Raw genomic sequence first — 25,259 nt, 5'->3', positions numbered from 1 at the left:
CTTCCGCCCCCCTTGCCGCGCCGCCACGGCAGCCGTTGCCGTGGCGTGCCATCATGTTCATGACCTTGTGGAATTCGCCCTGATGAGCCGTTTCTGGAGCCCGATCGTACACAGCCTGACCCCGTATGTGCCGGGCGAGCAGCCCAGGATGGCCAACCTGATCAAGCTGAATACCAACGAGTGCCCGTACGGCCCCTCGCCCAAGGTGCTCGAAGCCATCAGGGCGGCCACCAACGACACGCTGCGCCTCTACCCCGACCCCACGGCCCAGGCCCTGTGCACGGCCATTGCCACCGCGCATGACGTGCCGGTGGACCATGTGTTCGTGGGCAATGGCTCGGACGAGGTGCTTGCCCATGCCTTCCAGGGGCTGCTCAACCATGAAGCCCCCCTGCTCTTCCCCGACATCACCTACAGCTTCTACCCCGTCTATTGCGGGCTGTATGGCATCCGCCACGAGACCATACCGCTCGACGGGGCCATGGGCATCGACATCGCAGCCTATCGCAGGCCGTGTGGCGGCATCATCCTGCCCAACCCTAACGCGCCCACCGGCATCGCCCTTGGGCTGGACGCCATCCGCGCCCTGCTGCGCGACCACCCCGATGCGGTGGTGGTGGTGGATGAAGCCTATGTCGATTTCGGGGCCGAGACGGCCATACCGCTGGTGGCCGAACACCCTAACCTGCTCGTGGTGCGCACGCTGTCGAAATCGAGCGCGCTGGCGGGGCTGCGGGTGGGCTATGCCATTGGCCAGCCTGACCTGATCGCGGCCCTGACCCGCATCAAGGACAGTTTCAACTCCTATCCGCTCGACCGCCTGGCGCAGGTGGGGGCTATTGCCGCGATTGAAGATCGGGAATGGCTTGCAAATACAAGCGCCAGGATCATAAGCTCACGCGACAGGCTGACAGACAGCCTGGGGAAGATGGGGTTCGAGGTCCTGCCATCACGGGCGAATTTCGTATTTGCCCGGCATCCGGACCGTGACGGCGCACAGCTTGCCGCAGCCCTGCGGGCGCGGGCGATCATCGTGCGTCATTTCCGGACCCCGCGCATTGCACAATGGCTACGCATCACCATTGGTACGGATGCCGAATGCCAGGCCCTGGTACAGGGGCTGGCCGACGTGCTTGCGCTGAACGAGGGGTAAGCCCCCGGTTCATCACGCATCGCGCTGCCACCCTGCCCGCTCGGGCCGGGTGGGCGTGGGTGCGTGCTGCGCCTCTTTCCATCACACGGTTAACAACTCATTTCCTGGACCACAGGTCCACAGGATCCTTATCATGCGCGCATTCCACGGACAGATGTCCGATAACCAGCCGATCCGTCGCACCCTTGCCGAAAAGCAGAAGCAGTTGCGCGACCTGCGCGAGACGCTGGCCTCCATGAAATCGCATACCGCACCCGCCCTGCGCGAAAGCGTGCAGAAGCGCATCCGCCAGCTTGAAAGCGAAGTGACCGCCGCCCCCGCCCTCAAGGCGGCCGACCGGCGCAGCACGCAGGGCGCACCTGGCGGCACCGACCGCCCCCGCACCCCGCGCAGGCGGCCTGAACGCAGCCTCTGACCCATAGGAAAAGGCCGGCGCCCATAGGGTTCCGGCCTTTTTTATATCGTCACGCCGGGCGTCAGACCCACAATCAAAAACACCGCCTTTTTGAAAAAAGGCGGCACCCAAAAACTTTTGATTTTTGCGACATGCCATAAAAAACGGGCCTGCCCCTTGATGGGAGCAGGCCCGCTTGACCCACAGGCGCCTGCGGGGCAGAAAAAGTGGAAGGATCAGTGACCCAGGGTCACTTCCTCCGCCACGTCACCGCGGGCGGCGGCTTCATCAATGTAGCGACGCGCTTCGGGCGAGACCGTCAGCACCAGCGTCAGCGCGGCCGAGGCCACATACAGGCCACAGAAGATCCAGATGATCCCCTCGATGCCATGCCAGCTTTCGAACCACGTCACGATGGCCGGGCCAACCCAGGTGCTCGCACCCGCGCCCAGACCCAGGGCGGACAGGGCGGCGGCCTTTTCCTTCGGGCAGATCTGCGGCACCAGGCCGGACAGCGGCACGAAGGCTGCGATGGTGGCGCCATAAAGCGCGCCCATGGCGGCGGCGATGGGGAAGTTGCCGGGGAACATCTGCGGCACGTAGTAGAACAGCGGCACCGTGATCGCGGCACCAACGCAGCCGAACAGGGCGACAACGGTGCGGTGGCCCAGACGGTCCGCCGTGATGCCGGACACGAGGTTCACCAGAATGTTCGACAGGAAGATGATCGACAGAAGCTGCAGCCACTGCGACAGCGAGAAGCCGATGACCTTGGTGAAGAACGCCGGCATGATCACCAGGAACGCATATTCCGACGACGTGTTGATGGTGCGCACGATCATGGCGACAAACGTCTTGGGCTCACGCCACAGGATGCTGATCGAACTGAAGAAGATCGTGGCAGGCTTGGTGCCCACGGGGGCCAGGCGGCGCGAGCCGATGGGCTCACGCGTCATGAGCAGGGCCAGCAGGCCACCGAACATGACCAGACCCAGCGAGGACCAGAACGTCGCCATCTCGCCGATCAGCGGAATGGAGAAGCTGGCAAACAGCGAACCCAGCGTGGGCAGCCCGCCCGAGAACGCGAACCAGAACCAGCCCGCAGCCGAGCCAAGCTGGCGCGGCGGGGTGGCGGCTGCAATCCAGACCAGGAAGCCATAGGTGAACAGCGGGTAGCCAAAGCCGCGCATGGTGTAGGCGGCCAGCATGACGGGATAGCTGTTCACGGCCACGCCAAAGGTCAGGAACAGGATCTCGAACACGCCCCAGATGGCAAGGCCGATCCACATGACCCGCTTGGGGCCCCACAGGTCGGACAGCGGCCCCGAAGCCCAGGAGGACAGGGAGACGGTCACGCCATAGATGGTGAACAAAAGCGCCGTATCGCGCGATGAAATGCCCTGCCCCTCAAGATAGGGTGCAAGGTAGCCAGCCTCGACACCATCGCCGATCATGAAGAACAGCAGACCGACGAACCCCCAGAACAGGGGCGCCGGAATGCCAAGCCGATCGGCCAGGGACGTTGATTCGGACAGATTGTCTGTCTGTTTCAAGGGGAGAGTCTCCTCTTTCACAGGCAGCCGACACGAAAACGAGCGGCCCCGCCTCATTGCGGAGCGTCGATGCAGGCTGCGTCCGCACAGTCCGGCTTTCCGGAAACACCAGTGCGGAACTCAGTTTCACAAGTCGGGCGTGCAACCGCCCGTGCGGGCCAGAGCATGAGGAACCGGCAGGTGGCACAAGCGCCAAAACGCCAGCGCATCATGCCTGGCAGACCTGCTGTTCACGCGCGTGACCAGCCATAAAGCCATCAATCCGGCAGGAAAACGCACCCCTGGGCGCGGCTTTCATAACAACTGGATGAAAAAACACATCAGGCACACCGAAAAACGCGCACGATGCTGTGATTTCCCCACGCCGGAAAGACCATGAATTGGCCATATATACAAAATCGTTTCAGTATCGAACGATTTCACAATGACAGGATAGTTTCTGACCTCCGCCAAAACACGAAAAATATATTCAGTGGGGATAATCTATACTAAAAAAGTCTCGAGAATGTAAGGGAATTTTCAAATTTTTGACACGATTCCGATTTCCTCCTTATTATATCAATAACTTTCAGATGATATTTTTATGCATGGACTGCATGCATCGCCCGCCATCCGCACCTTTCGCAGCGGATAGGTTCCTGCCATAGTCGGGGCCGCACCCCGGTGGGGCAGATGCGCCCGCGCTGCCCCTCGTGGTCGGGACAGGACAAACGGAACGGTCATGGTGAACATCAAGCTGTCTTTACGCCTTGCCGCGCTGCCGGTTGCATTGCTGCTTGCACCTGTTGCGTCGAGCACGCTGGCACATGGGCAGAGCCTGGCCACGCAGAAGGTGCAGCGCGCCATGGACGTGCTGCGCCTCAAGCCGGACATGGCCAGCAAGGCCTGCCTCGACAAGCTTGATGACCTGCACAAGATGGAAAAGGTGATTGAGGAGGCGGGCGAGAGCGCGCACAACCCCAACCTGTCGCTGGCGCATGACGTGATGGAATCCGACTACGAGGACGCCACCGAATCCTGCGTGCCCGATGCTGCCAAGCTGTGCGCCGCCCCCGGATCGCTTGCCAGCGCCAACCAGAAGAAACTGTGCGATTCGCTTGATGCGATCATGTCGGTTGACGGATCGGATGAAGGCGAGGAGGCCGTCTCCTCCCCGCAGGGCACGTCATCGGACTGACCGGCCTTCAGCCCCCCAAAAACCATCACAGTCTTTAAAGCTTCAGGAAAGGCCGCCTTCAAAGAAAGGCGGCACCTGAGGCTTCACGAACCGGACTGCTTTTTCTCCAGCACGCGGCGCAGTGTCGCGCCCACCGTATGGGCCAGCGCGCGATAGGCCTGGCCTGCCGGGCTGTCGGGGGCTGCGATGACGATGGGGGCACCCTCATCGGCGCTGGCGCGGATATCGGCAAGCAGCGGGATCTCGCCCAGAAAGGGCACGCCCATCTTTTCAGCTTCCGCCCGCGCGCCGCCATGGCCGAACAGTTCGGTGCGGTGGTTGCAGTTGGGGCAGCAGAAATAGGACATGTTCTCCACAACGCCCAGCACCGGCACGTTCATCTTCTCGAACATGGTCACACCGCGCCGCGCATCAAGCAGGGCGATATCCTGCGGCGTGGAGACGATGATGGCCCCGGCCAGCGCGGTTTTCTGGGCCAGGGTCAGTTGCGCATCGCCCGTGCCGGGTGGCATGTCCACCACCAGCACGTCCAGCGCGCCCCATGCCACATCGCCCAGCAACTGGCCTATGGCGCCCATCACCATCGGGCCGCGCCAGATCATGGCCTTGTCCTCTTCCACCAGCATGCCGATCGACATGGCAGAAATGCCCCATTTATGCGGCGGGATCAGGCGGCCATCGCGCACTTCGGGCTGGCCGCTTACGCCCATCATGCGCGGCAGGGAGGGGCCATGCACGTCGGCATCCATCAGCCCCACCTTCAGCCCTTCCAGCCCCAGCCCCACGGCCAGGTTGACCGCCGTAGTGGACTTGCCCACGCCGCCCTTGCCCGAGGCCACGGCAATGACCACGCCAACGCCTGCGGGCTGCGGGCCAGTGGCTGCTTTGCCGACCTTGCCGCCGCCCAGGTTGAGCGGGCGGTGGCCACCGCCCGCCGCCGGGGCGGCCGCAGCGGGAGCCGCAGTGGAGGCGGCAGTGGAAGCCGGGCGGTGCGCGGTCAGGATGACGCTGGCCCCCGTGCTGCCGGGAACTGCCGCGACAAGGGCACGTTCGAGTGCAGGCAGCAGGGGCTGCAGGCGTTCGGCCCGCGCCCGGTCGGTGGCCAGGGCGACATGGAGCACGCCATCGCGCACCATGAAGGCATCAAGGCTGCCCAGTTCCGCAACGCTTGCGGCATGATCGTCCGTACGCACCTGGCGCAGAACGGTTTCTAGGGTTGCCCGGTCGGGACTGGTCATGGTTGCGCTCCCTGCTCTCTTGCCCGTGCGGGTATAGAAGGGGTGAGGCAGGGTGGTCGAGTCATGAAACGGTGCGCACCCGCCCATCGCGCCGCCATGACAGTGTTGCGGGGCATCCCTGCCATGATGAGAATGGTTTGCGATCTGATTTGCTGCTTTACGCTCATCAGGCGGCACCGGGCATGGGCCGGGCGCATCGTGTTGGGGCAGGCAGGGAACATCATGGGCATTTCAAGTGAGCGGGCGGCGGCCCCGCACCGGCGCGACCACCGGATCGACGCCCTGCGCGGGGTGGCCCTGCTCATGATGTGCATCGACCATATCCCCCAGAACTGGCTCAACCGCTTTACCATGCGCAATATCGGCTTTGCCGATGCGGCCGAGGTGTTCGTGCTGCTGGCGGGCTATGCCTCATGGCTGGCCTATGGCCGGGCCTTTGCCAAAAAGCCGGTGCCTGACGTGCTGGCCCGCATCGGGCGGCGGTGCTGGCAGCTTTACGTGTTCCAGATCGTGATGGTGGTGGTGTGTATTGCCACCATCCGCATCTGGCGGCATTTCTGGCCGGTGCCGGTTGATTTTCTGGAGCCGGAACTGGCGCACGGGCTTGATTCGGTCTGGCGGGTGCTCTCGCTCGTGGCGCTGCCGGGCAACCTCAACATCCTGCCGCTCTATATCGTGCTGCTGCTGGGCTTTGCTCCGCTTTACGCCCTGCTGCGCGGGGTGGGCACGCCGGTGGTGCTGGGGCTGAGTGCGGCGGTGTGGCTGGGGGTCAATTACGACCCGCGGCTGAACTTTCCCAACTGGCTCGATCCTGATGGCTGGTATTTCGACCCGCTGGCCTGGCAGTTCCTGTTCGTGCTGGGCGTGTGCGCCGCCCGGGTTGCGGGCCGGCATGATGGCAGCCTGCCGCGCTCGCGGCCGCTTGCGGGCCTGTGCGCGCTCTACCTGCTGTTCTCCGCCGTGCAGTCCTTTCCGTGGACGGACTGGGGCTTTGCCGACCTGAGGCCCGTGGTCATGGCGCTGCCGGACAAGATGATCCTCTCGCCGTGGCGGCTGGTGGATGTGCTGGCGCTGTTCTACCTCGTGCAGTCCTCGCCGCGCGCGAGCGTGTGGGCCAATACGCGGCCGGGCCAGCTCATGGCGCTGTTTGGCCGCCATTCGCTTGAAATCTTCACCGCGGGCACGCTGGTCGACCTGTACGGGCGGCTGGTGCTGACCAGTTTCGGCACGGGCTGGATGATGCAGGTGGCGGTGAACGTGGCGGGATTTTACGTGCTGCTGGCCGTGGCAAGGGTGAAGGAACGCCAGCGCGTGGCGGCACGGCAGGGCCGGGCGGCCGCCATGCCTGCGGGCGCTCCGCTATGCCGGGGCTGAAGCCGTGGTTTCCGCCCCCGTAAAGGGCGTGATATAGGTGCCCGTCCGATCGATCCCGTTCAGCAGGATGTAAGAGCCCCATGTCCTTTCGCGCCGCAGTCTTTTCCCGATCCTGCCTTGCCATGGGGCTGGTCACGGCCCTTGGGGCCCAGGCCGCCCGCGCGGCCGATCCCGCCCCGGCCTCGACGCCCGTTCCGGCCCCCGCCACGCCGGCTACTCCCCCGGCGCCGCTGCGCCTGCCCGGCGAGGGGCGCAACATGCCCGACAGCTTCGCCGACCTGGCCGCAAGGCTTTTGCCCGCCGTGGTGAACGTCTCCACCACCGAGATGGTCCGCCCCGGCGAGGACGATGACGACGGCGATGATGGCGACAGCACGCCGCAGGTACCCAACTTCCCCGAAGGGTCGCCGTTCGAGAAGTTCTTCCACGACTTCATGAACCGCCAGGACAGCCCCAACGCGCCGCCGCGCAAGATGCAGGCGCTGGGCTCGGGCTTCATCATCGACCCCTCGGGCGTGATCGTGACCAACAACCACGTCGTGCGCCATGCCGACCAGATCACCATCACGCTGCAGGACAACACCGTGCTCAAGGCCCGCCTGCTCGGCCATGATGACCGCACCGACCTTGCCGTGCTGAAGGTGGACAGCCCCAGGCCCCTGCCCGCCGTGCCGTTTGGTGACAGCGACCACGCCCGCGTGGGCGACTGGGTGCTGGCGATCGGCAACCCCTTTGGCCTGTCGGGCACGGTGACGGCGGGCATCGTGTCATCACGCGGGCGCAATATCGAGCAGGGGCCGTATGATGACTTCATCCAGACCGACGCGCCCATCAACAAGGGCAATTCCGGTGGCCCGCTGTTCAACCTGCGCGGCGAGGTGATCGGCATCAATACCGCCATCTACTCGCCTTCGGGCGGGTCGGTCGGCATCGGCTTTTCCATCCCCTCGGCGGAGGCGCAGGGCATCATCGAGCAGTTGCGCCACCACGGGCGGGTCACGCGCGGGTGGATTGGCGTGCGCATTCAGGACGTGACGCAGGAAATTGCCGATGGGCTGGGCCTGAAAGACCCCCACGGCGCACTGATCGCGGGCGTCGAGCCCAAGGGGCCGGCGGCGGTGGCGCATCTGCAGACAGGTGACGTGATCCAGAGCCTGAACGGCAAGGACATCGATGGCCGCGCCCTGCCGCGCCTCGTGGCGGAACTGGCGGGGGGCAGTGTCGCGCATCTGGGCATCTGGCGTAAGGGCCAGCAGATGACCGTGGCCATTACCATCGGCGCCCTGCCCGAGGAAAAGACCGACAAGGCCGACAGCAAGCCCGCCAGCAAGAACCCCGCCCAGGGCAGCCTGGCCATTGCGGGCATGGGCTTTACCGTGGGCGAGATCGATGACATCGCGCGCCAGAAATACAACATGGCCGAAGGGCAGAAAGGCGTGCTGGTCACTGGTGTTACCGATGACAGCCCCGCCGCCGAGCGCGGCCTGCGCCCCGGCGACGTGGTGACCGAGGTGCAGCAGGCGGCCGTCAACACGCCCGCCGACCTGCGCCGCCAGATCGACGCCGCCCGCACCCAGCACCGCAAGACCGTGCTGTTCCTGGTGCAGAACGCCGATGGCCTGCGCTGGGTGCCCTTCCCCCTGCCGGAAGGGGGCGGCCACTGAGCCGCATGCCGGAACGCGTGAAGACACTCTTTTATTCCATCATGGGGCGGGGCACGTGGCGGCAGGTCGTGCGGATGAATGTCTCGCTCATCCTGTCCGGCATTGTCGCCACCATCATCCATCTTGATGAGCCGGTCTGGGCGCTCATCACCTCGGTCATCGTCATTACCCAAAGCCGCCTGACGCAGACGTTGTCTACCGGGCGCGAGCAGATCGTGGGCACGCTCATCGGGGCTGCGGCGGGCATGTCCGCCATTGCGCTCGAGCAGTACACCACGCTCTCGGTGGGCATGGTGTTCTGGGTCATGCTCATGCCGCTTGCCGTGCTGGTGGCGCTGCGGCCCAAGATGCGGGTGGCCATTGTCACCCTCATGGTGGTGCTGCTGTTCCCCGCCACGGGCGAGCCGTTTTCGCGCCCGCTGCAACGCATCGCCTCGATCATGACCGGGGTGGTGGTATCATTCGCTGTCTCGTTCTTCGTGCTGCGTGGCGAGGCGCGGCGCGAGGTGCTGGGCAATGCCGCAAGCCTGCTGCGCCGCCTGTCGGACCTGCTTTCGGGGGCATTGCAGAACCACCCCGACCACGATGCGCTGGCCACCATCGATACGATGTGCCGCTCCCTGCTGCAGGACATGAATGACGGCGTGCAGGAGGCGGAGGTGGAGCACCCGTCCTCGCTGGCGAAGCATGACCCGCTGGTGCTGCGCCTGCCGGGGCTTTTGCGCCGGATCCGCTCGGATGCCATTTTCATCGCGCGCGCGGGCACCGAGGGCGAGACCGCCCGTACGGGTGATATCCTTGCCCATGAGCGCGACATGCTGGTCGATATACTGGGCCAGATGGCCGCGCGGTGCGACCGGCTGGCCGCGACCCGCCGGGGCCACACCCTGCCCGATGATGACATGCGCCCCCTGCTCGACCGGCTTGAACAGCAGCAGGGCAGGGAACACTGGACCCCTGTCATGCGTTTCGCTTTAGGGCTGCTGCATGCCGACATGCGGCTGGCCGTGCGAAATATCTGGTCGGACGGGCGCACGGATGATGGTCCGTTCCCGCTTGATGGCCACCCGCTGGTGGCCGAGGCCGGATTCGAACCTGCGGGCAAGGCTGCGTCCGTCCCCCTGCCGGAGGGTCGTGCCCGCCCCTCACCCTAGAAGGAGCGCAAGAACACCATGCTGAACGAAACAACCCTCACCACCCTTCCCGCTGGCGTGCAGGCGCTGCCATACAGGCGCGAGGCGGTGGGGCGAGGGATCGTGCATTTTGGCGTGGGCAATTTCTTTCGCGCGCATGAGGCGTGGTACGTCAACCGGTGCCTTGGCCTGCCGGGCCAGGCGCAGTGGGGCATCGTGGGCGTGGGGCTCAATGGCGGCCCGCGCGGGGAGGCCAAGGCGCGCCAGTTCCAGCAGCAGGACTGCCTGTATTCCCTGACCGAGGTGGCGGCGGATGGCGCGCGCACCGTCTCCATCATCGGGGCATTGCGCGAATACCTGCTCGCCCCCACCGACCCCGAGGCCGTGCTGGCCCGCCTGGCAGACCCCGAGACGCGCATCGTCAGCATGACGATTACCGAAGGCGGCTACAATATCGATGAGGAAACCGGCCGCTTCCGCCTTGATGAGGCAGGCGTGAGCGCGGACCTTGCCCATCCGCGCAGGCCATCCACCGTGTTCGGTTACGTGGTGGAGGGGCTGCGCCGCAGGCGCGAGGCGGGCCTGCCGCCCTTTACCGTGCTCTCATGCGATAACCTGCGCAGCAATGGCCATGTCGCGCGGGCGGCCTTTGTGGGCTATGCGCGCGCGGTTGACCCCGATCTGGCCGACTGGATCGAGGCCAGCGTGACCTTTCCGTGCTCCATGGTGGATCGCATCACGCCCGGCGTGGACCGGGCCACGCGCCAGGCGCTGAACGCGGCCAGCGGGCTGGATGACGCGCTGCCCGTGCTGGCGGAGGATTTCAGCCAGTGGGTGCTGGAGGACAATTTCTGCAACGGCCGCCCCGCGCTGGAAAAGGCAGGCGTGCAGTTTGTGGATGACGTGGCAGGCTACGAGCAGGTGAAGGTGCGCATGCTCAATGCCGGGCACATCCTGCTCGGTGCCGCAGGGCTGCTGCTGGGCTACCGCTACGCGCATGAAACCGTGGCGGATGCCGACCTCGAGCGCCTGGCCAATGCCTACTGGACGCTGGATGCCATGCCCCAGATCGATGCGCCCGCCGGTTTCGACCTTGATGCCTATCGCCTGCGCCTGCTCAGCCGTTTCTCCAACCAGGCGGTGGCCGATACGCTGTTGCGGATCTGTAGCGACGGGGCCTCGAAAGTGCGGGTGTTCTGGACCGATACGGTGCGCCGCTCGCTGGAGAGCGGGCATGATCTGGGCCGCATCGCCTTTGGCATTGCCGCCTATCTGGAAATGCTGCGCGGCCGTGACGAGAAGGGCGAAAGCTACGCCCCGCTTGAACCCACGCTTGATGCCGATGACATGGCGCTGGTCAATGAGGCCAATCTTGCGGCAGCCCTTGCCCTGCCTGCCTTTGATGGCTGGCGCGACATGGATTCGATCGCGCTTGATGCCGCCGTGGTCAAAACGCGCCACGCCATCCGTGAACGCGGCGTGCGAGCGGTCATGCAGAACCTGTAAAACGCCTCTGGTGAAGCTTTTTTCACAAGGCTTCATGACTTTTATTATTTTGAAATATGTCAGCCACCCGGTAACGCCCGGCGCATGGGGCAGGCATCCGCGCCATAACTTGCGGTAATGGCGGCGGGCACGTCAGGTATTGGCGCAAAGCCCAGATGCGCCCAGAGCGTGCGGGCCCCTTCCGCCGCCATCAGGGCCAGCCATTGCACGCCATGCACACGGGCCTGCGCGCTGATATGGCTTAGCGCCGCATGGGCATGGCCCTGGCCACGCAGGGCGGGGTCGATGGCGATATCGTGGAGATACCAGCAATCAGGCCGGGCGGGCAGGCGGCCAAGAGGGGTATCGAGCGCGGGCGGGCAGCCCATGCGCCACGGGTGGCTCAGCATGTAGCCACCCGCCTGCCCGTTTTCCGCCAGCAATACCCGGCAGCCCGCCGGGCACAGCCTGCGGCGTTCATCAAGCACCTCCGCCCGCTCGGGGCAGCCGGGGTGCAGGCGGGCGGCGAGCGCCACCACCGCGGGCAGATGGCCCGGCTGCATCGGGGCCCATGCGGTGGCAGGCGCCCCCGATGGGAGGGCGGCTTGGTGCATGATGGGAAAAATCCATTCCAGACAAGGATATTTCAGGTAGAAGGAGCCATTATCATAGCGGCTGCCGGGAGTATGGAAAATATGACACAGATGCGCCTGACCTTGCGGCTCGACGCCAATGGCACGCCCCTGCTCGGGCATGGCAAGATCCGACTGCTCGAACAGATTGGCGAGACCGGCTCGATCTCGGCGGCAGCGCGGGCCATGGGCATGTCCTACCGGCGCGCCTGGCTGCTGGTCGAGGCGATGAATACCACATTTGCCCGCCCGCTGGTCAGCGCGCGGCCGGGCGGCGGCGGCGGGGCCGGCCTTTCGGCGGAGGGCGAGGCCGTGCTGCGCCTGTATCGTGAAATCGAGCAGGCCGCGCGCGAGGCAGTACGGGGCCCACTTGAAACATTGGCAGGTATGTGTTCATCCACGCCGTGAAAAAGCCATCAGCACTGCTGATCACGGTTGTGGCATAAGTACCTTTGCCCAATGGTAAAAAATAAAGAATAGTGTGGCAGCACTCCTGAAAAGAAGAACGGACTGGAGTTGAATTAGGTGTTACGACGTAATTTCATGAAAGCGGGCACGGCCCTGTCCGCCCTGTCGGTCGTTGGGTTTGCCGCGCCACGCGCGGCAAGGGCAACCCAGAGCAGCAATTTTGACTCCAACACGGTTCGCACGCTGGCCCATCAGTTATCGCAGCAGGCATACCAGCCGCCTTCCCAGTCGCTGCCAGCACCTTTGCGCAACCTCAATTTCGATCAGTACAATTCCATGGCCTACCGCCCCGAGCAGGCATTGTGGCATGGCGAGAACCTCGGTTTCGAGGTCGAGTTCTTTCCCCGTGGCTATCTGTACGCGCCCCGTATCGACATGAACGAGGTGGTTGACGGCCAGAGCCGCCCCATCGCCTTCAACCCCGACATGTTTACCTTCAACGACCCCGCCCTGCGCGTGAATGATGACATCGGCTTTGCCGGGCTGCGCCTGCGCGCGCCCATCAATACGCCGGGCGTGATGGAAGAGTTCTGCGTCTTCCTTGGCGCATCCTATTTCCGCGCCGTGGCCAAGGGGCAGACCTATGGCCTGTCCGCCCGTGGCTTCGCCAATGGCACCGGCGACCCGACGGGCGAGGAATTCGCCCTGTTCCGCGCCTTCTGGCTGGAAAAACCCAAGGCGGGCGTGGATAGCGTGGTGCTGCATGCGCTGCTTGACAGCCCCTCGCTCACCGGGGCGTTCCGCTTTACCATCCGCCCCGGCGAGACCACGGTGTTTGACGTGCAGTCCTCGCTTTATCCGCGCAAGGCGATTACCGAGTCCGGCATAGCCCCCCTGACCGGCATGTTCTATTTTGATGCCAATGACCGCTCGCGCGTCGATGACTGGCGCCCCGCCGCCCATGACAGCGAGGGCCTCTCCATGTGGACCGGCAGCGGCCAGCAGTTGTGGCGGCCGCTGCGCAACCCGCGCGACCTCCAGTTCTCCGCCTTTACCGATGTGCGGCCGCATGGCTTTGGCCTGATGCAGCGCAAGCGTGCCTTCACCGATTTCGAGGATGTGGCGCTGAATTATGAAAAGCGCCCCTCGCTATGGATCGAGCCGATCGGGGACTGGGGGGCAGGCGCTGTCGACCTGGTGGAAATTCCCACCCCCAACGAGGTCAATGACAACATCGTCTCGTTCTGGCGCCCGCAGGAGCCGCTGGCCGCAGGGCGCGAATACGTGTTCACCTACCGCATGTACTGGGGTTGGGACACGCCGTGGCCCACAAAGCTCGCGCGTATTGCCGCCACCCGGGTGGGAGAGTCCACCGATGATTCGCATACGCGCTTCTTCGACCTCGATTTTACCGGCACGCCTTTTGACAGGCTGCCCGACAACCCGCATTTCCACCTGCAATGCCGCGCCTCGGCGGGTGAGATCCGCAATGTGGTGGTCGAGCCGGTCGAACCCATCCATGGCTGGCGCAGCACGTTCGAGTTTGCCCCCGGCGATGCGAAGGTTGCGGAACTGAACTGCGTGCTGGCCGATGATAACGGCCCCGTATCGGAAGAATGGGTCTATCGATGGACGCCGTAGGGGCGCCCCCATACCCGGCGCAGCCTGCAGCACCTGCCAGCCTGCTGCCGCAGGGCTGGGCCGCCCTGCCCCCTGCCGCCCCGCTCGACATGCCCGTGCGCGCGCTCGAAACCGATCCCGACCGGCATGGTCGCGGCCCGGTGCCCGCCACCCAATGGCGGCTGATCGGGCTGCGGCGGCTTTTGGTGATTGGCGGTGCCGTGGCCATGACCGGCATGGCCGGTTACGAGATGGACCTCGTGTTCAATGCCGTGCAGCGCTCGGTGGCGGGCATGGTCATGCTGCTGCTGTTCGTCATGCTGTTTTTATGGATTGCGCTGGCCTTTACCTCGGCGCTGGCGGGCTTTGCCTCCATGCTGGCCCATGGCGGGCTGGGGCTTGGCATCAAGCGCAGCGGGGCGCTGCCGCGGGTCACCACCCGCACGGCGCTGCTCATGCCCACTTATAACGAAGATCCGGGCCGGGTCATGGCCGGGCTGCGCGCCACCATCGACAGCCTGGGGGCCACGCGGCAGGAACGCGCGTTTGACGTGTTCATCCTGTCCGACACCACCGATCCCGACATCTGGGTGGCGGAGGAAGCCGCCTACATGGCCCTGTGCCGCGCCACGGGCTGGGGCGGGCGGCTGTTCTACCGCAGGCGCGCGGTCAATACCGACCGCAAGGCTGGCAATATCGGTGAATGGGTGCGCACCTACGGCGCGGCCTACCAGCAGATGATCACGCTCGATGCCGACAGCGTCATGTCGGGTGATGTGATCGTGCGCCTGACCGCGGCCATGGAAAGCAACCCCGGCGTGGCCCTGATCCAGTCCCTGCCGGTGATCGTGAACGGGCGCACGCTGTTTGCGCGCATGCAGCAGTTCGCAGGCCGCGTGTACGGCCCGCTGATCGCCCACGGCATTGCCTGGTGGCATGGGTCGGAGGGCAATTACTGGGGGCATAACGCGGTCATCCGCACCGCAGCCTTTGCCGAGCAGGCGGGCATGCCGCACCTGCCGGGGCGCAAGCCCTTTGGCGGCGCGATCCTGAGCCATGACTTTGTGGAGGCGGCCCTGATGCGCCGGGGCGGCTGGGCCATTCACATGGTGCCCGCCCTGATGGGGTCGTATGAGGAAAGCCCGCCCTCGCTGACCGATATCGCCATCCGTGACCGGCGCTGGTGCCAGGGCAACCTGCAGCACGCCAAGGTGCTGCCCGCGCGGGGGCTGCACTGGGTCAGCCGCATGCACATGCTCATGGGCATCGGCTCCTATGTCACCGCGCCGCTGTGGCTGATCTTCCTGCTCGTGGGCATCTTGGTCTCGTTGCAGAACCGCTTTTACAAGCCGGAATATTTTGGCGATACCAAGCTGCTCTACCCGCACTGGCCGCATGTTGACCCCGTGCAGGCGGAATACATGTTCATCGGCACCATGATCGTGCTGCTTGCCCCCAAGATCCTGGCCTACATGCTGCTGCTCATTGATGGCCCGCTGCGCCGGGGCTGCGGCGGCGCGATCATGGCGGCTGCGTCCATTGTGGTCGAGACCGTGATCGGCGGCCTGATCGCGCCCATTGCCATGATGATCCAGACGGCGGGCGTGCTGTCCATCCTGCTCGGCCGTGATTCCGGCTGGAATGCGCAGCGGCGTGATGCAGGCGGCCTGCAGATCATGCAGAACGTGCGGCTGTACTGGCTGCATACGGTGCTGGGCATTGCGCTGGCGGGGGCGGCGTGGAGCGTGTCGCTGCCGCTGTTCTTGTGGATGCTGCCGGTCACGCTGGGGCTGGTCTGCGCCATTCCGCTGGCCGCCCTGACCGGCAGCGAAGCCGCGGGCCAGGCCCTGCGGCGCGCGCGGCTGCTGCTCATCCCCGAGGAGACGGACCCGCCGCCGGTGCTGCACGAGGCCGTGGCCTATATGGGCCAGATGGCGGGCCGCCCGATACAGGAGGCCATCGCCGCCCTGCGTGCCCGCGCGGGGCTGTTGCGGGTGCATGAGATCATGCTGCCGCCGCCACGCAGGCGGGGCGACCCGATCAACCCGGCACTCCTCGTAGGGCTGCTCAAGCTGCGCGAAGCACCTGACCTGGCCACGGCAGTGCGCGAACTCAACCGCGCGGAAAAATCCGCCGTGCTGGGCAGCGCAGAAGGGCTGCACCTGCTGGCGCAGCTACCCTGATATGTGCTGACCTAGAGCAATTCCACTGAACCCTGGCTCAGTGGAATTGCTCCAACTCATTGTTTATCGAGCATCTTCACCAGTTTGAATGGATCCATTCAAACTGGATCTGCTCTAGAATAATAAGCGTTTCCGAGCGCCGCCTTTTTTCAAAAAGGCGGCGTTCTTTTTTGAAGCTTTTTGAAAAAAGCTTCACCAAAAACTTTTACTTTGAAAAGCAGGGTCCCTGGTTCTTTTTACAAAGAAGAACTGCCCGATTATATAATATTACAGCTTGCGATCCCGCTTGATCCGGTCCCACGCTGCGTTGATCTGGGCAATGCGGGCCTCGCCCTGCGCGCGGATGGCCTCACTCGCCCCACGCGCGGCCAGCACATCGGGGTGATGCTCACGCACGAGGCGGCGCCAGACCACGCGCACCTCGTCATTGCTGGCATTACGGGAGATGCCCAGCACCTCATAGGCATCGATTTCGCTCACGCCGGGGCGGGCGCCGCCTTCGCGCGCGCGGTCCCAGGCACCCGGGCTGAGGTTGAAGGCCTTATGCACGCCGCGCAGGAAGGCTTCCTCACGCATGTTTACCTCACCATCGGCGCGGGCGATGACGAACAGCGCGGCGAGTGCCTCTTCGAGCATGTCAGTCTTGTTGGCAAAGGCGCGGCCAAGCTCGGTGGCGAAGGCCTTGTAGTCATCGGTGCGCTGGCGGGCATTGTCGAACAGGCGGCCCACTTCCTTCATGTTCTCGGGCGGGAGGTGGAAGCGGCGCTTGAAGGCGTCGATCTCGGCGCGGTTCACCGGCCCGTCGCACTTGGCCACCTTGGCGGACAGGATGATGATGACCAGCCCGTACAACTGGTCGCGCTTGCCCATGGCAGCCGCCATCTTGGCGGCCATGAAGGTGGCCGCCCCGTTGGGGTCGGCATTGAGCCGCGGGCCCCAGCGGTCGGTCCAGCCGCCTGCCGGGGTTTCCAGCAATGAGCCGTTATCCGCCGCGTGCCCGAGCGCCGTGCCCACGACCGCGCCCATGGGGCCGCCAACCGCGAACCCCGCAACGCCACCAAAAATCTTGCCCCAGATTGCCATGCCCCAACGCTAGCACGACTTGCCTGCTCAACCCAACTGATCTTGCCCTTCCCCGTCCGCCGTTTCGGGCAGGGCTGGCATCCACTGCCGCAATGCCTCCACCCGCAGGGCGGACGCCAGAGGCCGGTCGGGCGGGCGCGCGGCATCGACCTGCCCCACAAGGGCGGCCAGCGCCAGCCCGCGAGCCTGGGCAATGAGGTGCAGCGCGTGCCAGAACTCCGGCTCCAGCGCCACACTGGTGCGGTGGCCCGACAGGTTGAGGCTGCGCTTGTGCAGCATCCTGGCACCCCGCTGGGCGGGCAGCGGCATGGCGGGCCGATCGCTCATGCGGGCAGCCGCAGCGTGGCCCATTGTGCGGCCTCGGCCACGACGGGATCAGGGTCATTGCACAGGCGGGCGACTGCCGGGCGCAGGGAAGCCTGCCCGCTATTGCCAATGGCCACCGCCACGTTACGCACGAAGCGGTTGCGGCCGATGCGCTTGATGGGCGAGCCGGAAAAACGCGCCCGGAAGGCTGCATCATCCAGGCCTGCCAGTTCGCGCAGCGCGGGGGCGTGCAGGTCCTCACGCGCGGCAAGCTTCATGTGGCGGGTGGCCTGCGCGAATCGGTTCCACGGGCACACGGCAAGGCAATCGTCGCAGCCATAGATGCGGTTGCCCATGGCCGGGCGCAGGGTCTGGGGAATCGGGTCGCGGTTCTCGATGGTGAGGTAGGAAATGCAGCGCCGCGCATCCATTACGCCCGGCGCAGGAAAGGCATCGGTCGGGCAGGCCTCGAGGCAGCGGGTGCAGGTGCCGCATCCCCCGCCCGAGGGGGCGGATTGCGGCAGGTCGAGCGTGGTATAGACCTCGCCCAGGAACAGCCAGCTGCCGTGCTGGCGCGACACCAGCGACGTGTGCTTGCCCTGCCAGCCCAGCCCCGCCTTGTGCGCCAGCGGTTTTTCCATCACCGGGGCGGTATCGACAAACACCTTGACCTGCGCCTCACAGCCCGCCCGCCTGCCCTCATTGACCACGAACTGCGCCAGATGCTTGAGCATGCCCTTGACCACGTCATGATAGTCGCGGTTGCGGGCATAGACGGAAATATTGCCCGCATCGGGCACCCGCGTGGTGGCCAGCACGTCGCCCGGTGGCGCGTAGTTCAGCCCCAGCGCGATCACGCTGCGCACCTCGGGCCACAGGGTGCGGGGATCGCCGCGCTGGGCCATGCGCTCGGCCATCCAGCCCATGCTGCCGGCAAAGCCGTTTTCAACAAAGGCAGCCAGGCGGGCGCGCGTCGCATCATCCAGCCGCGCGGGCGCAAAGCCCACGGCATCAAAGCCCAGCACGCGCGCATGTTCGGCAATGCGGGCCGCAAGCCGGGCCGGATCAGGCGATACCTGTGCCATCAGGGCACGGGCGGGATGTCGGGAAAGGGCATTTCATCCCCGCTCCAGTCCGCCATTGCCCACTCAGCCCGCAGGTGGGTGGCATGGGCTGCGAACGTGCCATCGACAATGGCCGCCCGCATGCCGCGCATGAGTCGCTGGTAATAGGCGATGTTGTGCCATGTCAGCAGCATCGGCCCCAGCATCTCGTTGGCGCGGAACAGGTGGTGCAGGTAGGCGCGGCTGTGGCGTGAGCAGGCCAGGCAGTCGCAATGCGGCGAGATGGGCCGCGAGTCGCTGGCATGCCGGGCGTTGCGGATGTTGAGCGTGCCGCGCTCGGTATAGGCACGCGCCGTGCGCCCCGCCCGCGTGGGCATGACGCAGTCGAACATGTCCACCCCGCGCTCCACCGCGCCGAGCAGGTCATCGGGCGTGCCGACCCCCATCAGGTAGCGCGGGCTGCCATCGGGGATGAGTGGCACGGTGGCCTCGAGGGTAGAGAACATAAGGTCCTGCCCTTCCCCCACCGCAAGCCCGCCAATGGCGTAGCCCTCGAAGCCTATGCCCGTCAGCGCCCTGACACTCTCGGCACGCAGTTCCGGCTCGGTGCCCCCCTGGATGATGCCGTACTGCGCATAGCCGGGCCGCTGCACGAAGGCCGTGCGGCACCGCTCGGCCCAGCGCATCGACATGCGCATGGACTTGGCAATCACCTCCGGGGCCGCGGGCAGGGCGGGGCATTCGTCAAAGCACATGCTGATGGTAGCATCGAGCGCGTGCTGGATGTCGGTCGAGCGCTCGGGTGTGAGGCGATGCTTCGAGCCATCGATATGCGAGCGGAAGGTCACGCCATCGGGGTCCAGCTTGCGCAGCGGGCCGAGCGACATGACCTGGAACCCGCCCGAATCGGTCAGGATCGGCCCCGGCCAGTCCATGAAGCGGTGCAGCCCGCCAAGCTGGCGCACCCGCTCGGCGCCGGGGCGCAGCATGAGGTGATAGGTGTTGCCCAGCACAATGCCAGCGCCCGTGGAGCGCACGCTGTCCATCGTCATGGCCTTGACCGTGCCCACCGTGCCCACGGGCATGAAGGTGGGGGTGGCCACCGTGCCATGCGCGGTGTCGAGCCAGCCCGCGCGGGCGTGGCCGGAGCGGGCTTCGGGCCGCCAGCTAAAGGTGGTCATGGCAGGTCTCCTTCGGTGCGGTGCAGCAGGCAGGCATCGCCATAGGAATAGAAGCGGTAGCCACTGGCGATGGCATGGGCATAGGCCGCCTGCATGCGCCGGTGGCCGCCAAAGGCGCAGACCAGCATGAACAGCGTGGAGCGCGGCAGGTGGAAATTGGTCAGCAGCACATCCACCGCACGGAAGCGGTAGCCCGGCCTGATGAAGATGGATGTCTCGCCATGGAAGGGATGGACGATGCCGTTTTCATCCGTGGCACTCTCGAGCAGGCGCAGCGAGGTGGTGCCCACGGCCACGATCCGCCCGCCCGCCGCCCGCGCGGCATTGATGCGCTGCGCCGCATGCGGCGAGATGGTGCCGCGCTCGGCATGCATGCGGTGGGCGGAAATCTGGTCGCTGCGCATGGGCAGGAAGGTGCCCGCGCCCACATGCAGCGTCAGGGTCTGGCGGATGACACCTGCCCTGTCGAGGGCGCCCAGCAGGTCCGGCGTAAAGTGCAGCCCTGCCGTGGGGGCGGCCACGGCACCGCGGTGCTGGGCGAAGATGGTGCTGTAGTCCTTGCGGTCCGCCTCGGTCGGGCCATCGGGGCGGGCGATATAGGGCGGCAGGGCCAGCTTGCCCGCATCATGCAGGAACTGGTCGAAGGCTGCCCCCTCGGCGCTGAAGCGCAGGGTCACATCACCCGCATCGCCCCGGCTGATGACCTCCGCCGTAACGGGGCTGCGGCCAAAGGTGAGCGTATCGCCCGGCCGCAGGCGGCGGGCATTGCGGGCCAGCACGTGCCATGACCCATCGGGCAGGATGCGGTCGAGCGTGATCCCGATCTTCGCCTCGCCGCGCATGGCGGCAAGCTGGGCGGGGATCACCGCCGTGTCATTGGCCACCAGGATGTCGCCCGCGCGCAGGCAGCCCGGCAGGTCGCGCACGTGGCGGTCGATGAAGGGGCCTGCCACGGGCACATCAAGCAGGCGCGCGCTGTCACGCGGGCGGGCCGGGTGGTCGGCGATGCGCGCGGGCGGGAGGGTGAAATCGAAATCAGAAACCAGATCCGTCATGCGGCTCCCTTTACGGAATCCGCACCCCAGTTGCCAGCACGAACTCTTGCATGCCCCATAAAGAAGATGCTGGAAAGCCATCCACGGCATGCCCTGCGACGCAGGAGAAAGTTTTGGGTGAGGCTTTTTTCAAAAAGGAGGCACCCAAAAACTTTTATTCCGTTTTTCAATACGCTTCGTGCGCCTGCTGCATGGCGGTGTTGGACAGACGCGGCCGGGAAAGCCACAATGCGGCAGCGATTCCCGCACGGGAATGTTCCCGCCCGCACCCGGCCTGGCCGGATGCCGCGCAATTTACGGAGTTATGACCATGTCCTACGCCGCCCTTGATGCCGTCCGCATTGCCCGCGCCTGCAAGACCGCGCTGCATGTGCTCGAGACGGTGGAAGAAAAGGACCGCAGCGAAGCCCACCAGCGCAAGACCATCATGATCCAGCGCATCGAGGCCCTGGCCCGCGCCGCCGCCGAGAGCAAGAACAACGACCAGGTCATTACCCTGACCTCGGAAGAATTCTGGCTGATCAGCCAGAACTGGTAATGCGCGGCACCGTTCTTCGCCCCCTATTCGCGCCCCCCGGCACGAAAAGCAGGAAACCCACATGACGTTTACACTGACCAGCCGCTCCTTCAAGGATGGCGACCGCCTGCCTGAAGCTCAGGTGTTTGAAGGCATGGGCTATTGCGGCGGCAACATCTCGCCGCCGCTGGCATGGCAGGACCCGCCCGCGGGCACCAAGAGCTTCGCCATCACCATGTACGACCCCGATGCCCCCACCGGCTCGGGCTGGTGGCACTGGGTTGTCATCAACATTCCCGCCACCGTCACCGCGCTGCCCGCCGGTGCTGGCTCGGGCGACAACAGCCTGCCCGAACATGCCGAGATGACGCGCACCGACTTTGGCGGCAACGTGTATGGCGGCGCCGCCCCCCCGCCGGGGCCTGACCACCATTACATCTTCACCATTCACGCGCTCGATATCGCGCAGATCGAACTGCCGAGCGATGCCTCGGGCGCAATGGTGGGATTTGTGATCAACCAGCACAGCCTTGGCTCGGCCAGGCTCACTGCCGTTTATGGCAAGAAGCCGAAATAAGAAACGGTTTCGGGCGCCGCCTTTTTTTGAAAAGGCGGCGTTTTTTGCAGCTTTTTGAAAAAAGCTTCACCAAAAACTTTTATCCGATACTACCCCTGATACGAGGCGATCTCGATCAGGTTGCCATCCGGGTCATGGCAGTAGACCGATGTGACCGGCCCAAGTGCTCCCAGCCGGGCCACCGGGCCCTCGGTCACGCGCACGCCGCATTTTTCCAGGTGTTCAATCACGTCCACGCTGTTGAGCGCTGTGGTGAAGCACAGGTCATTGGTGCCGGGCAGCGCATCTTCCGCCGTCACCCAGCCCTCGGCCCCGTGGGGGCGGAGGTTGATTTTCTGGCCGCCGAATTTCAGCGCCGTGCGGTTGTTGCGCCCGTATTCCTCGCGCTCCATACCCAGCACGCGCTGGTACCATGAGGCCGAGACCTCAAGGTCGCGCACACTCACCACAAGGTGGTCAAGACGATCGACGGTAAAACGCATGGCGCTCCCTAACCTTCGGTTGTCCGGCCCGACTCAGGCAGGCCGGACGCCCCATAGGGTAACGTTCAGCCGGTCAGGCCATCATAAAAATCATTACCCTTGTCGTCGATCACGATAAAGGCCGGAAAATTCTCGACCTCGATCTTCCACACCGCTTCCATGCCCAGTTCGGGGTATTCCAGCACCTCGACCTTGCGGATGCAGTCCTGCGCCAGACGGGCGGCAGGCCCGCCGACGGAGCCGAGATAGAAGCCGCCATATTCCTGGCACGCAGTGCGCACAGCCTTCGAGCGGTTGCCCTTGGCCAGCATGATGTACGAGCCGCCTGCCTTCTGCAGCATGGCCACATAGCTGTCCATGCGGCCAGCCGTGGTGGGGCCGAACGCGCCGGTGGGCATGCCTTCGGGCGTCTTGGCCGGGCCTGCGTAATAGACGGGATGATCCTTGAGGTATTGCGGCAGCCCCTCGCCCTTCTCCAGCCGTTCGCGGAACTTGGCGTGGGCGATGTCACGCGCCACCACCATCGTGCCGGTCAGTGACAGGCGCGTGCGCACGGGGTATTGCGAAAGCTTGCGGCGGATCTCGTCCATCGGCTGGTTGAGGTCGATCTGCACCGCCTCGCCCTCAAGGTCGTCATCCGTGGTCTCGGGCAGGAAGCGGGCGGGATCGGTCTCGAGCTGTTCCAGAAACACGCCATCGCCCGTAATCCGCGCCTTGACCTGCCGGTCAGCCGAGCACGACACCCCGATTCCCACCGGCAGCGACGCGCCATGGCGCGGCAGGCGCACCACGCGCACGTCGTGGCAGAAATACTTGCCGCCAAACTGCGCGCCAATGCCGAGGCGCTGGGTCAGCTTGTGGATTTCCGCTTCCATCTCAAGATCACGGAAGGCATGGCCATGCACGCTGCCCTCGGTGGGCAGGCTGTCGAGCCAGCGGGTTGAGGCCAGCTTGACGGTCTCGAGGTTCTGCTCGGCGGACATGCCGCCAATCACCACCGCAAGGTGATAGGGCGGGCACGCCGAGGTGCCGAGCGTGCGGATCTTGCCGTCCAGCCATTTCAGCAGGTTTTCCTTGTTCGAGAGGAGTGCGCGTGTCTCCTGGAACAGGAAGGTCTTGTTGGCCGACCCGCCGCCCTTGGCGATGAACATCAGGTCCATCTGCTCGGCATGGTAGTCGCCCGGCGTGGCCGAGATATGGAACTGCACCGGCAGGTTGGTGCCGGTATTCACTTCCTCGAACATGGAAACCGGGGCCATCTGCGAATAGCGCAGCGCCGTGCCGGTATAGGTATCATACACCCCGCGCGAGAAGGCTTCCTCCTCATTGCCATCCACCCACACGCGCTGGCCCTTCTTGCCGTACACGATGGCCGTGCCGGTATCCTGGCACATGGGCAGCACGCCACCCGCCGCGATGCAGGCGTTCTTGAGCAGGTCCATCGCCACGAAGCGGTCGTTCTCCGATGCCTCGGGGTCCTTGAGGATCTTGGCCAGTTGCGCCAGATGGCCCGGCCGCAGCAGGTGCGCCACGTCGTTGAAGGCGCGCGCGGCCAGAGCGGTCAGCGCCTCGGGGCGGATATGGACCACCGTGCGGCCCGCGAGGGTCGAGGTGGTGATGCCCTCGATCTCAAGCTTCTTCCACGGTGTGTCATCATCATGCAACGGAAAGAGCGGGCCATACACGAATGGCTTGCGCGCGGGTGCGGATACGTTCAACGGACACTCTCCTCTGCCTTTTCCCCCGGATTGGTTCCAGGTGGCGGCGTTATGGAATCAGGGCGCGTCCGGTGCATCCGGCGCACCCGGATGGTTGGTGTGGCGCAGCCTAGCCCGGCCCGCCCGGTCCCCGCTTGCGGAAGGCGGCAAGGCTTACGACCTGCGAGTCTTCGCCGCCCTCAGCCTCCGGGCGTGCCTGCGGCGGGGCTGCCTGCACGGCGGGGGCAGGCTGTACCGGCACCACGTTTTCACCCGCAGGCGCGACCGCCACGGGCGGCTGCTCGGGCACGGTGAAGCGCAGGGCAAGGCGGATATGCGGATCGGCAAAGGTGGAGATGGCGGCCACCGGAATCACCAGCGTGGAGGGCACGCCGCCAAACGACAGCCCGACCGAAACGATCTGGCGGGCGCGATCCACCTTGAGATCCCAGAACTGGTGCTGGAGCACGATGGTGATTTCGTGCGGGTACTGCGCGCGCAGGCGGTCGGGCATTTCAACGCCCGGCCAGTCGGTCCTGAATGTCAGGTAGAAATGATGATCGCCGGGCAGGCCGTGCTCTGCGGCGTAATCGAGCGCGCGCAGCATGACATGGCGATATGAATCCTCGATCCAGGAATCATAGGGCATGAGGCTGTCAGGGAGGGCGGTGTCAAAACCGTTTTCCTCATCATGATCATCGGACATTTCGGACTTCTCCGTACATCCGCCCGGGCAATGCTGACCCGGAACGGATTTTTGCAGACATGCGGGTTCGGACCACGCCGTGCCACAGCACCAAGCTGTGCGTCAAACTTCATGGCATGGCAAGCCACCCGCGGGCGGCATCCCTTCACGAAGCGGATACCGCGCCATCAACCTAACATGAGCAGAAAGAAAGGTGGGAGGGCTTCTGTTGCCCGGTGCCCTCCCGAACCGCGCTTATCGCTTATGCAGCGACAGCGAGCACCTCTGAGTTATCGTTGGCACTTGTGATTTAGCCCGATAACGGTGGTACAATGCCGGGCAAAAGGCGGGTCTTTACCATGCGTGTCGAGCCTGTTTCGTCCCCATATCCCCCATCTGGAGGGAAACTGGTGGAGACGCCGGGTACCGCCCCCGGGTCCACAACACTTATTCCACGCGCCGTTTATCGCCATAGCCAAGGGGCAAGCCCCTCCTGCACTTTCCAACATAGGCATTCGCCCCGCATCTGGCAAGTGCTGCGCGAGCGCGCGGTCCATCCGCCACGATTGCACCCACGCCCGGCAGATGGATTTTTGTG

At 65.1% G+C, this 25,259-nt stretch carries 23 protein-coding genes and 1 other RNA gene; 12 read left to right on the top strand and 12 right to left on the bottom strand.

The window, feature by feature from the left end; all coding sequences use genetic code 11:
• Window positions 1-82: 82 nt before the first annotated feature.
• Both hisC and HNW77_RS09405 read left to right on the top strand, forming a co-directional pair.
• Window positions 83-1,153, top strand: a complete 1,071-nt coding sequence (gene hisC, locus HNW77_RS09410) for a histidinol-phosphate transaminase (RefSeq protein ID WP_172157207.1) — start codon at window positions 83-85, stop codon at window positions 1,151-1,153.
• 133 nt (window positions 1,154-1,286) lie between these two features.
• Window positions 1,287-1,568: a hypothetical protein gene (locus tag HNW77_RS09405; protein ID WP_172157188.1), complete on the top strand. Its 282-nt coding sequence runs from the start codon at window positions 1,287-1,289 to the stop codon at window positions 1,566-1,568.
• A gap of 215 nt (window positions 1,569-1,783) precedes the next feature.
• Here HNW77_RS09405 and HNW77_RS09400 read toward each other — a convergent pair whose 3' ends face one another.
• Complete coding sequence (locus tag HNW77_RS09400) at window positions 1,784-3,100, bottom strand: MFS transporter (RefSeq protein WP_172157186.1); 1,317 nt, start codon at window positions 3,098-3,100, stop codon at window positions 1,784-1,786.
• A gap of 721 nt (window positions 3,101-3,821) precedes the next feature.
• On the opposite strand from HNW77_RS09400, the gene HNW77_RS09395 reads away from it, so the two are divergent.
• Complete coding sequence (locus tag HNW77_RS09395) at window positions 3,822-4,277, top strand: hypothetical protein (protein WP_187353220.1); 456 nt, start codon at window positions 3,822-3,824, stop codon at window positions 4,275-4,277.
• Between the two features lie 83 nt (window positions 4,278-4,360).
• Here the strand turns inward: HNW77_RS09395 and HNW77_RS09390 are convergent, their stop codons facing one another.
• The gene (locus tag HNW77_RS09390) at window positions 4,361-5,515 is read right to left on the bottom strand and encodes an Mrp/NBP35 family ATP-binding protein (RefSeq protein ID WP_241694378.1); all 1,155 of its coding nucleotides are present in this window, start codon (window positions 5,513-5,515) and stop codon (window positions 4,361-4,363) included.
• Window positions 5,516-5,737: 222 nt separating this feature from the next.
• On the opposite strand from HNW77_RS09390, the gene HNW77_RS09385 reads away from it, so the two are divergent.
• The 4 genes from HNW77_RS09385 (at window position 5,738) to HNW77_RS09370 (ending at window position 11,192) form a co-directional block, all read left to right on the top strand.
• Complete coding sequence (locus tag HNW77_RS09385; protein ID WP_172157182.1) at window positions 5,738-6,889, top strand: OpgC family protein; 1,152 nt, start codon at window positions 5,738-5,740, stop codon at window positions 6,887-6,889.
• Window positions 6,890-6,969: 80 nt separating this feature from the next.
• On the top strand, window positions 6,970-8,553 hold the full coding sequence (locus tag HNW77_RS09380; protein WP_172157181.1) for a DegQ family serine endoprotease: 1,584 nt from the start codon (window positions 6,970-6,972) through the stop codon (window positions 8,551-8,553).
• A gap of 5 nt (window positions 8,554-8,558) precedes the next feature.
• Entirely contained in the window at window positions 8,559-9,707 is a 1,149-nt protein-coding gene (locus HNW77_RS09375) for an FUSC family protein (RefSeq protein WP_172157180.1), read from the top strand.
• An 18-nt stretch (window positions 9,708-9,725) separates the two neighbouring features.
• Entirely contained in the window at window positions 9,726-11,192 is a 1,467-nt protein-coding gene (locus HNW77_RS09370; RefSeq protein WP_172157179.1) for a mannitol dehydrogenase family protein, read from the top strand.
• Between the two features lie 59 nt (window positions 11,193-11,251).
• On the opposite strand, the gene HNW77_RS09365 is transcribed toward HNW77_RS09370, so the two are convergent.
• On the bottom strand, window positions 11,252-11,785 hold the full coding sequence (locus HNW77_RS09365; protein ID WP_172157178.1) for a GNAT family N-acetyltransferase: 534 nt from the start codon (window positions 11,783-11,785) through the stop codon (window positions 11,252-11,254).
• Between the two features lie 81 nt (window positions 11,786-11,866).
• Here HNW77_RS09365 and HNW77_RS09360 point away from each other — a divergent pair, with 81 nt between their 5' ends.
• From HNW77_RS09360 to mdoH, 3 genes are all read left to right on the top strand, one after another.
• On the top strand, window positions 11,867-12,211 hold the full coding sequence (locus HNW77_RS09360) for a winged helix-turn-helix domain-containing protein (protein WP_061272474.1): 345 nt from the start codon (window positions 11,867-11,869) through the stop codon (window positions 12,209-12,211).
• A gap of 135 nt (window positions 12,212-12,346) precedes the next feature.
• The gene (locus HNW77_RS09355; RefSeq protein ID WP_172157203.1) at window positions 12,347-13,852 is read left to right on the top strand and encodes a glucan biosynthesis protein; all 1,506 of its coding nucleotides are present in this window, start codon (window positions 12,347-12,349) and stop codon (window positions 13,850-13,852) included.
• Complete coding sequence (gene mdoH / locus HNW77_RS09350; RefSeq protein WP_172157177.1) at window positions 13,840-16,014, top strand: glucans biosynthesis glucosyltransferase MdoH; 2,175 nt, start codon at window positions 13,840-13,842, stop codon at window positions 16,012-16,014. The genes HNW77_RS09355 and mdoH overlap by 13 nt, the downstream gene beginning before the upstream one ends.
• A 267-nt stretch (window positions 16,015-16,281) precedes the next feature.
• Here mdoH and HNW77_RS09345 read toward each other — a convergent pair whose 3' ends face one another.
• The 5 genes from HNW77_RS09345 to queA are packed head-to-tail and all read right to left on the bottom strand — an operon-like array spanning window position 16,282 to window position 20,703.
• On the bottom strand, window positions 16,282-17,097 hold the full coding sequence (locus tag HNW77_RS09345; RefSeq protein WP_172157176.1) for a TerB family tellurite resistance protein: 816 nt from the start codon (window positions 17,095-17,097) through the stop codon (window positions 16,282-16,284).
• Window positions 17,098-17,124: 27 nt separating this feature from the next.
• A complete protein-coding gene (locus HNW77_RS09340; protein WP_241694377.1) occupies window positions 17,125-17,424 on the bottom strand; it encodes a ribbon-helix-helix domain-containing protein in 300 nt (99 codons plus the stop codon).
• Window positions 17,421-18,488: a tRNA epoxyqueuosine(34) reductase QueG gene (gene queG / locus HNW77_RS09335; RefSeq protein ID WP_172157175.1), complete on the bottom strand. Its 1,068-nt coding sequence runs from the start codon at window positions 18,486-18,488 to the stop codon at window positions 17,421-17,423. The genes HNW77_RS09340 and queG overlap by 4 nt, the downstream gene beginning before the upstream one ends.
• Window positions 18,488-19,648: a tRNA guanosine(34) transglycosylase Tgt gene (tgt, locus tag HNW77_RS09330; protein WP_172157174.1), complete on the bottom strand. Its 1,161-nt coding sequence runs from the start codon at window positions 19,646-19,648 to the stop codon at window positions 18,488-18,490. Before tgt ends, queG begins: the two co-directional genes overlap by 1 nt.
• Window positions 19,645-20,703 carry a tRNA preQ1(34) S-adenosylmethionine ribosyltransferase-isomerase QueA gene (queA, locus tag HNW77_RS09325; protein WP_172157173.1) on the bottom strand — a complete coding sequence of 353 codons (1,059 nt, stop codon included), beginning with the start codon at window positions 20,701-20,703 and terminating at the stop codon, window positions 19,645-19,647. The genes tgt and queA overlap by 4 nt, the downstream gene beginning before the upstream one ends.
• 310 nt (window positions 20,704-21,013) lie before the next feature.
• On the opposite strand from queA, the gene HNW77_RS09320 reads away from it, so the two are divergent.
• Both HNW77_RS09320 and HNW77_RS09315 read left to right on the top strand, forming a co-directional pair.
• Window positions 21,014-21,241 carry a hypothetical protein gene (locus HNW77_RS09320; protein WP_061272309.1) on the top strand — a complete coding sequence of 76 codons (228 nt, stop codon included), beginning with the start codon at window positions 21,014-21,016 and terminating at the stop codon, window positions 21,239-21,241.
• A 61-nt stretch (window positions 21,242-21,302) separates the two neighbouring features.
• Entirely contained in the window at window positions 21,303-21,797 is a 495-nt protein-coding gene (locus tag HNW77_RS09315) for a kinase inhibitor (RefSeq protein WP_172157172.1), read from the top strand.
• A gap of 89 nt (window positions 21,798-21,886) precedes the next feature.
• On the opposite strand, the gene HNW77_RS09310 is transcribed toward HNW77_RS09315, so the two are convergent.
• The 4 genes from HNW77_RS09310 to ssrA form a co-directional block, all read right to left on the bottom strand.
• A complete protein-coding gene (locus HNW77_RS09310; RefSeq protein WP_061272305.1) occupies window positions 21,887-22,279 on the bottom strand; it encodes a VOC family protein in 393 nt (130 codons plus the stop codon).
• Between the two features lie 65 nt (window positions 22,280-22,344).
• Complete coding sequence (locus HNW77_RS09305; RefSeq protein WP_172157171.1) at window positions 22,345-23,997, bottom strand: fumarate hydratase; 1,653 nt, start codon at window positions 23,995-23,997, stop codon at window positions 22,345-22,347.
• A gap of 109 nt (window positions 23,998-24,106) precedes the next feature.
• A complete protein-coding gene (locus tag HNW77_RS09300) occupies window positions 24,107-24,682 on the bottom strand; it encodes an SspB family protein (protein ID WP_172157169.1) in 576 nt (191 codons plus the stop codon).
• 194 nt (window positions 24,683-24,876) lie between these two features.
• Window positions 24,877-25,198: a transfer-messenger RNA gene (gene ssrA, locus HNW77_RS09295) on the bottom strand.
• Window positions 25,199-25,259: the final 61 nt, after the last annotated feature.

This window comes from Komagataeibacter melomenusus (assembly GCF_013155395.1).
Taxonomy (GTDB): domain Bacteria; phylum Pseudomonadota; class Alphaproteobacteria; order Acetobacterales; family Acetobacteraceae; genus Komagataeibacter; species Komagataeibacter melomenusus.
Note: the sequence above shows the minus strand (reverse complement) of the source record. Positions and strands in the feature narration are given on the sequence as shown.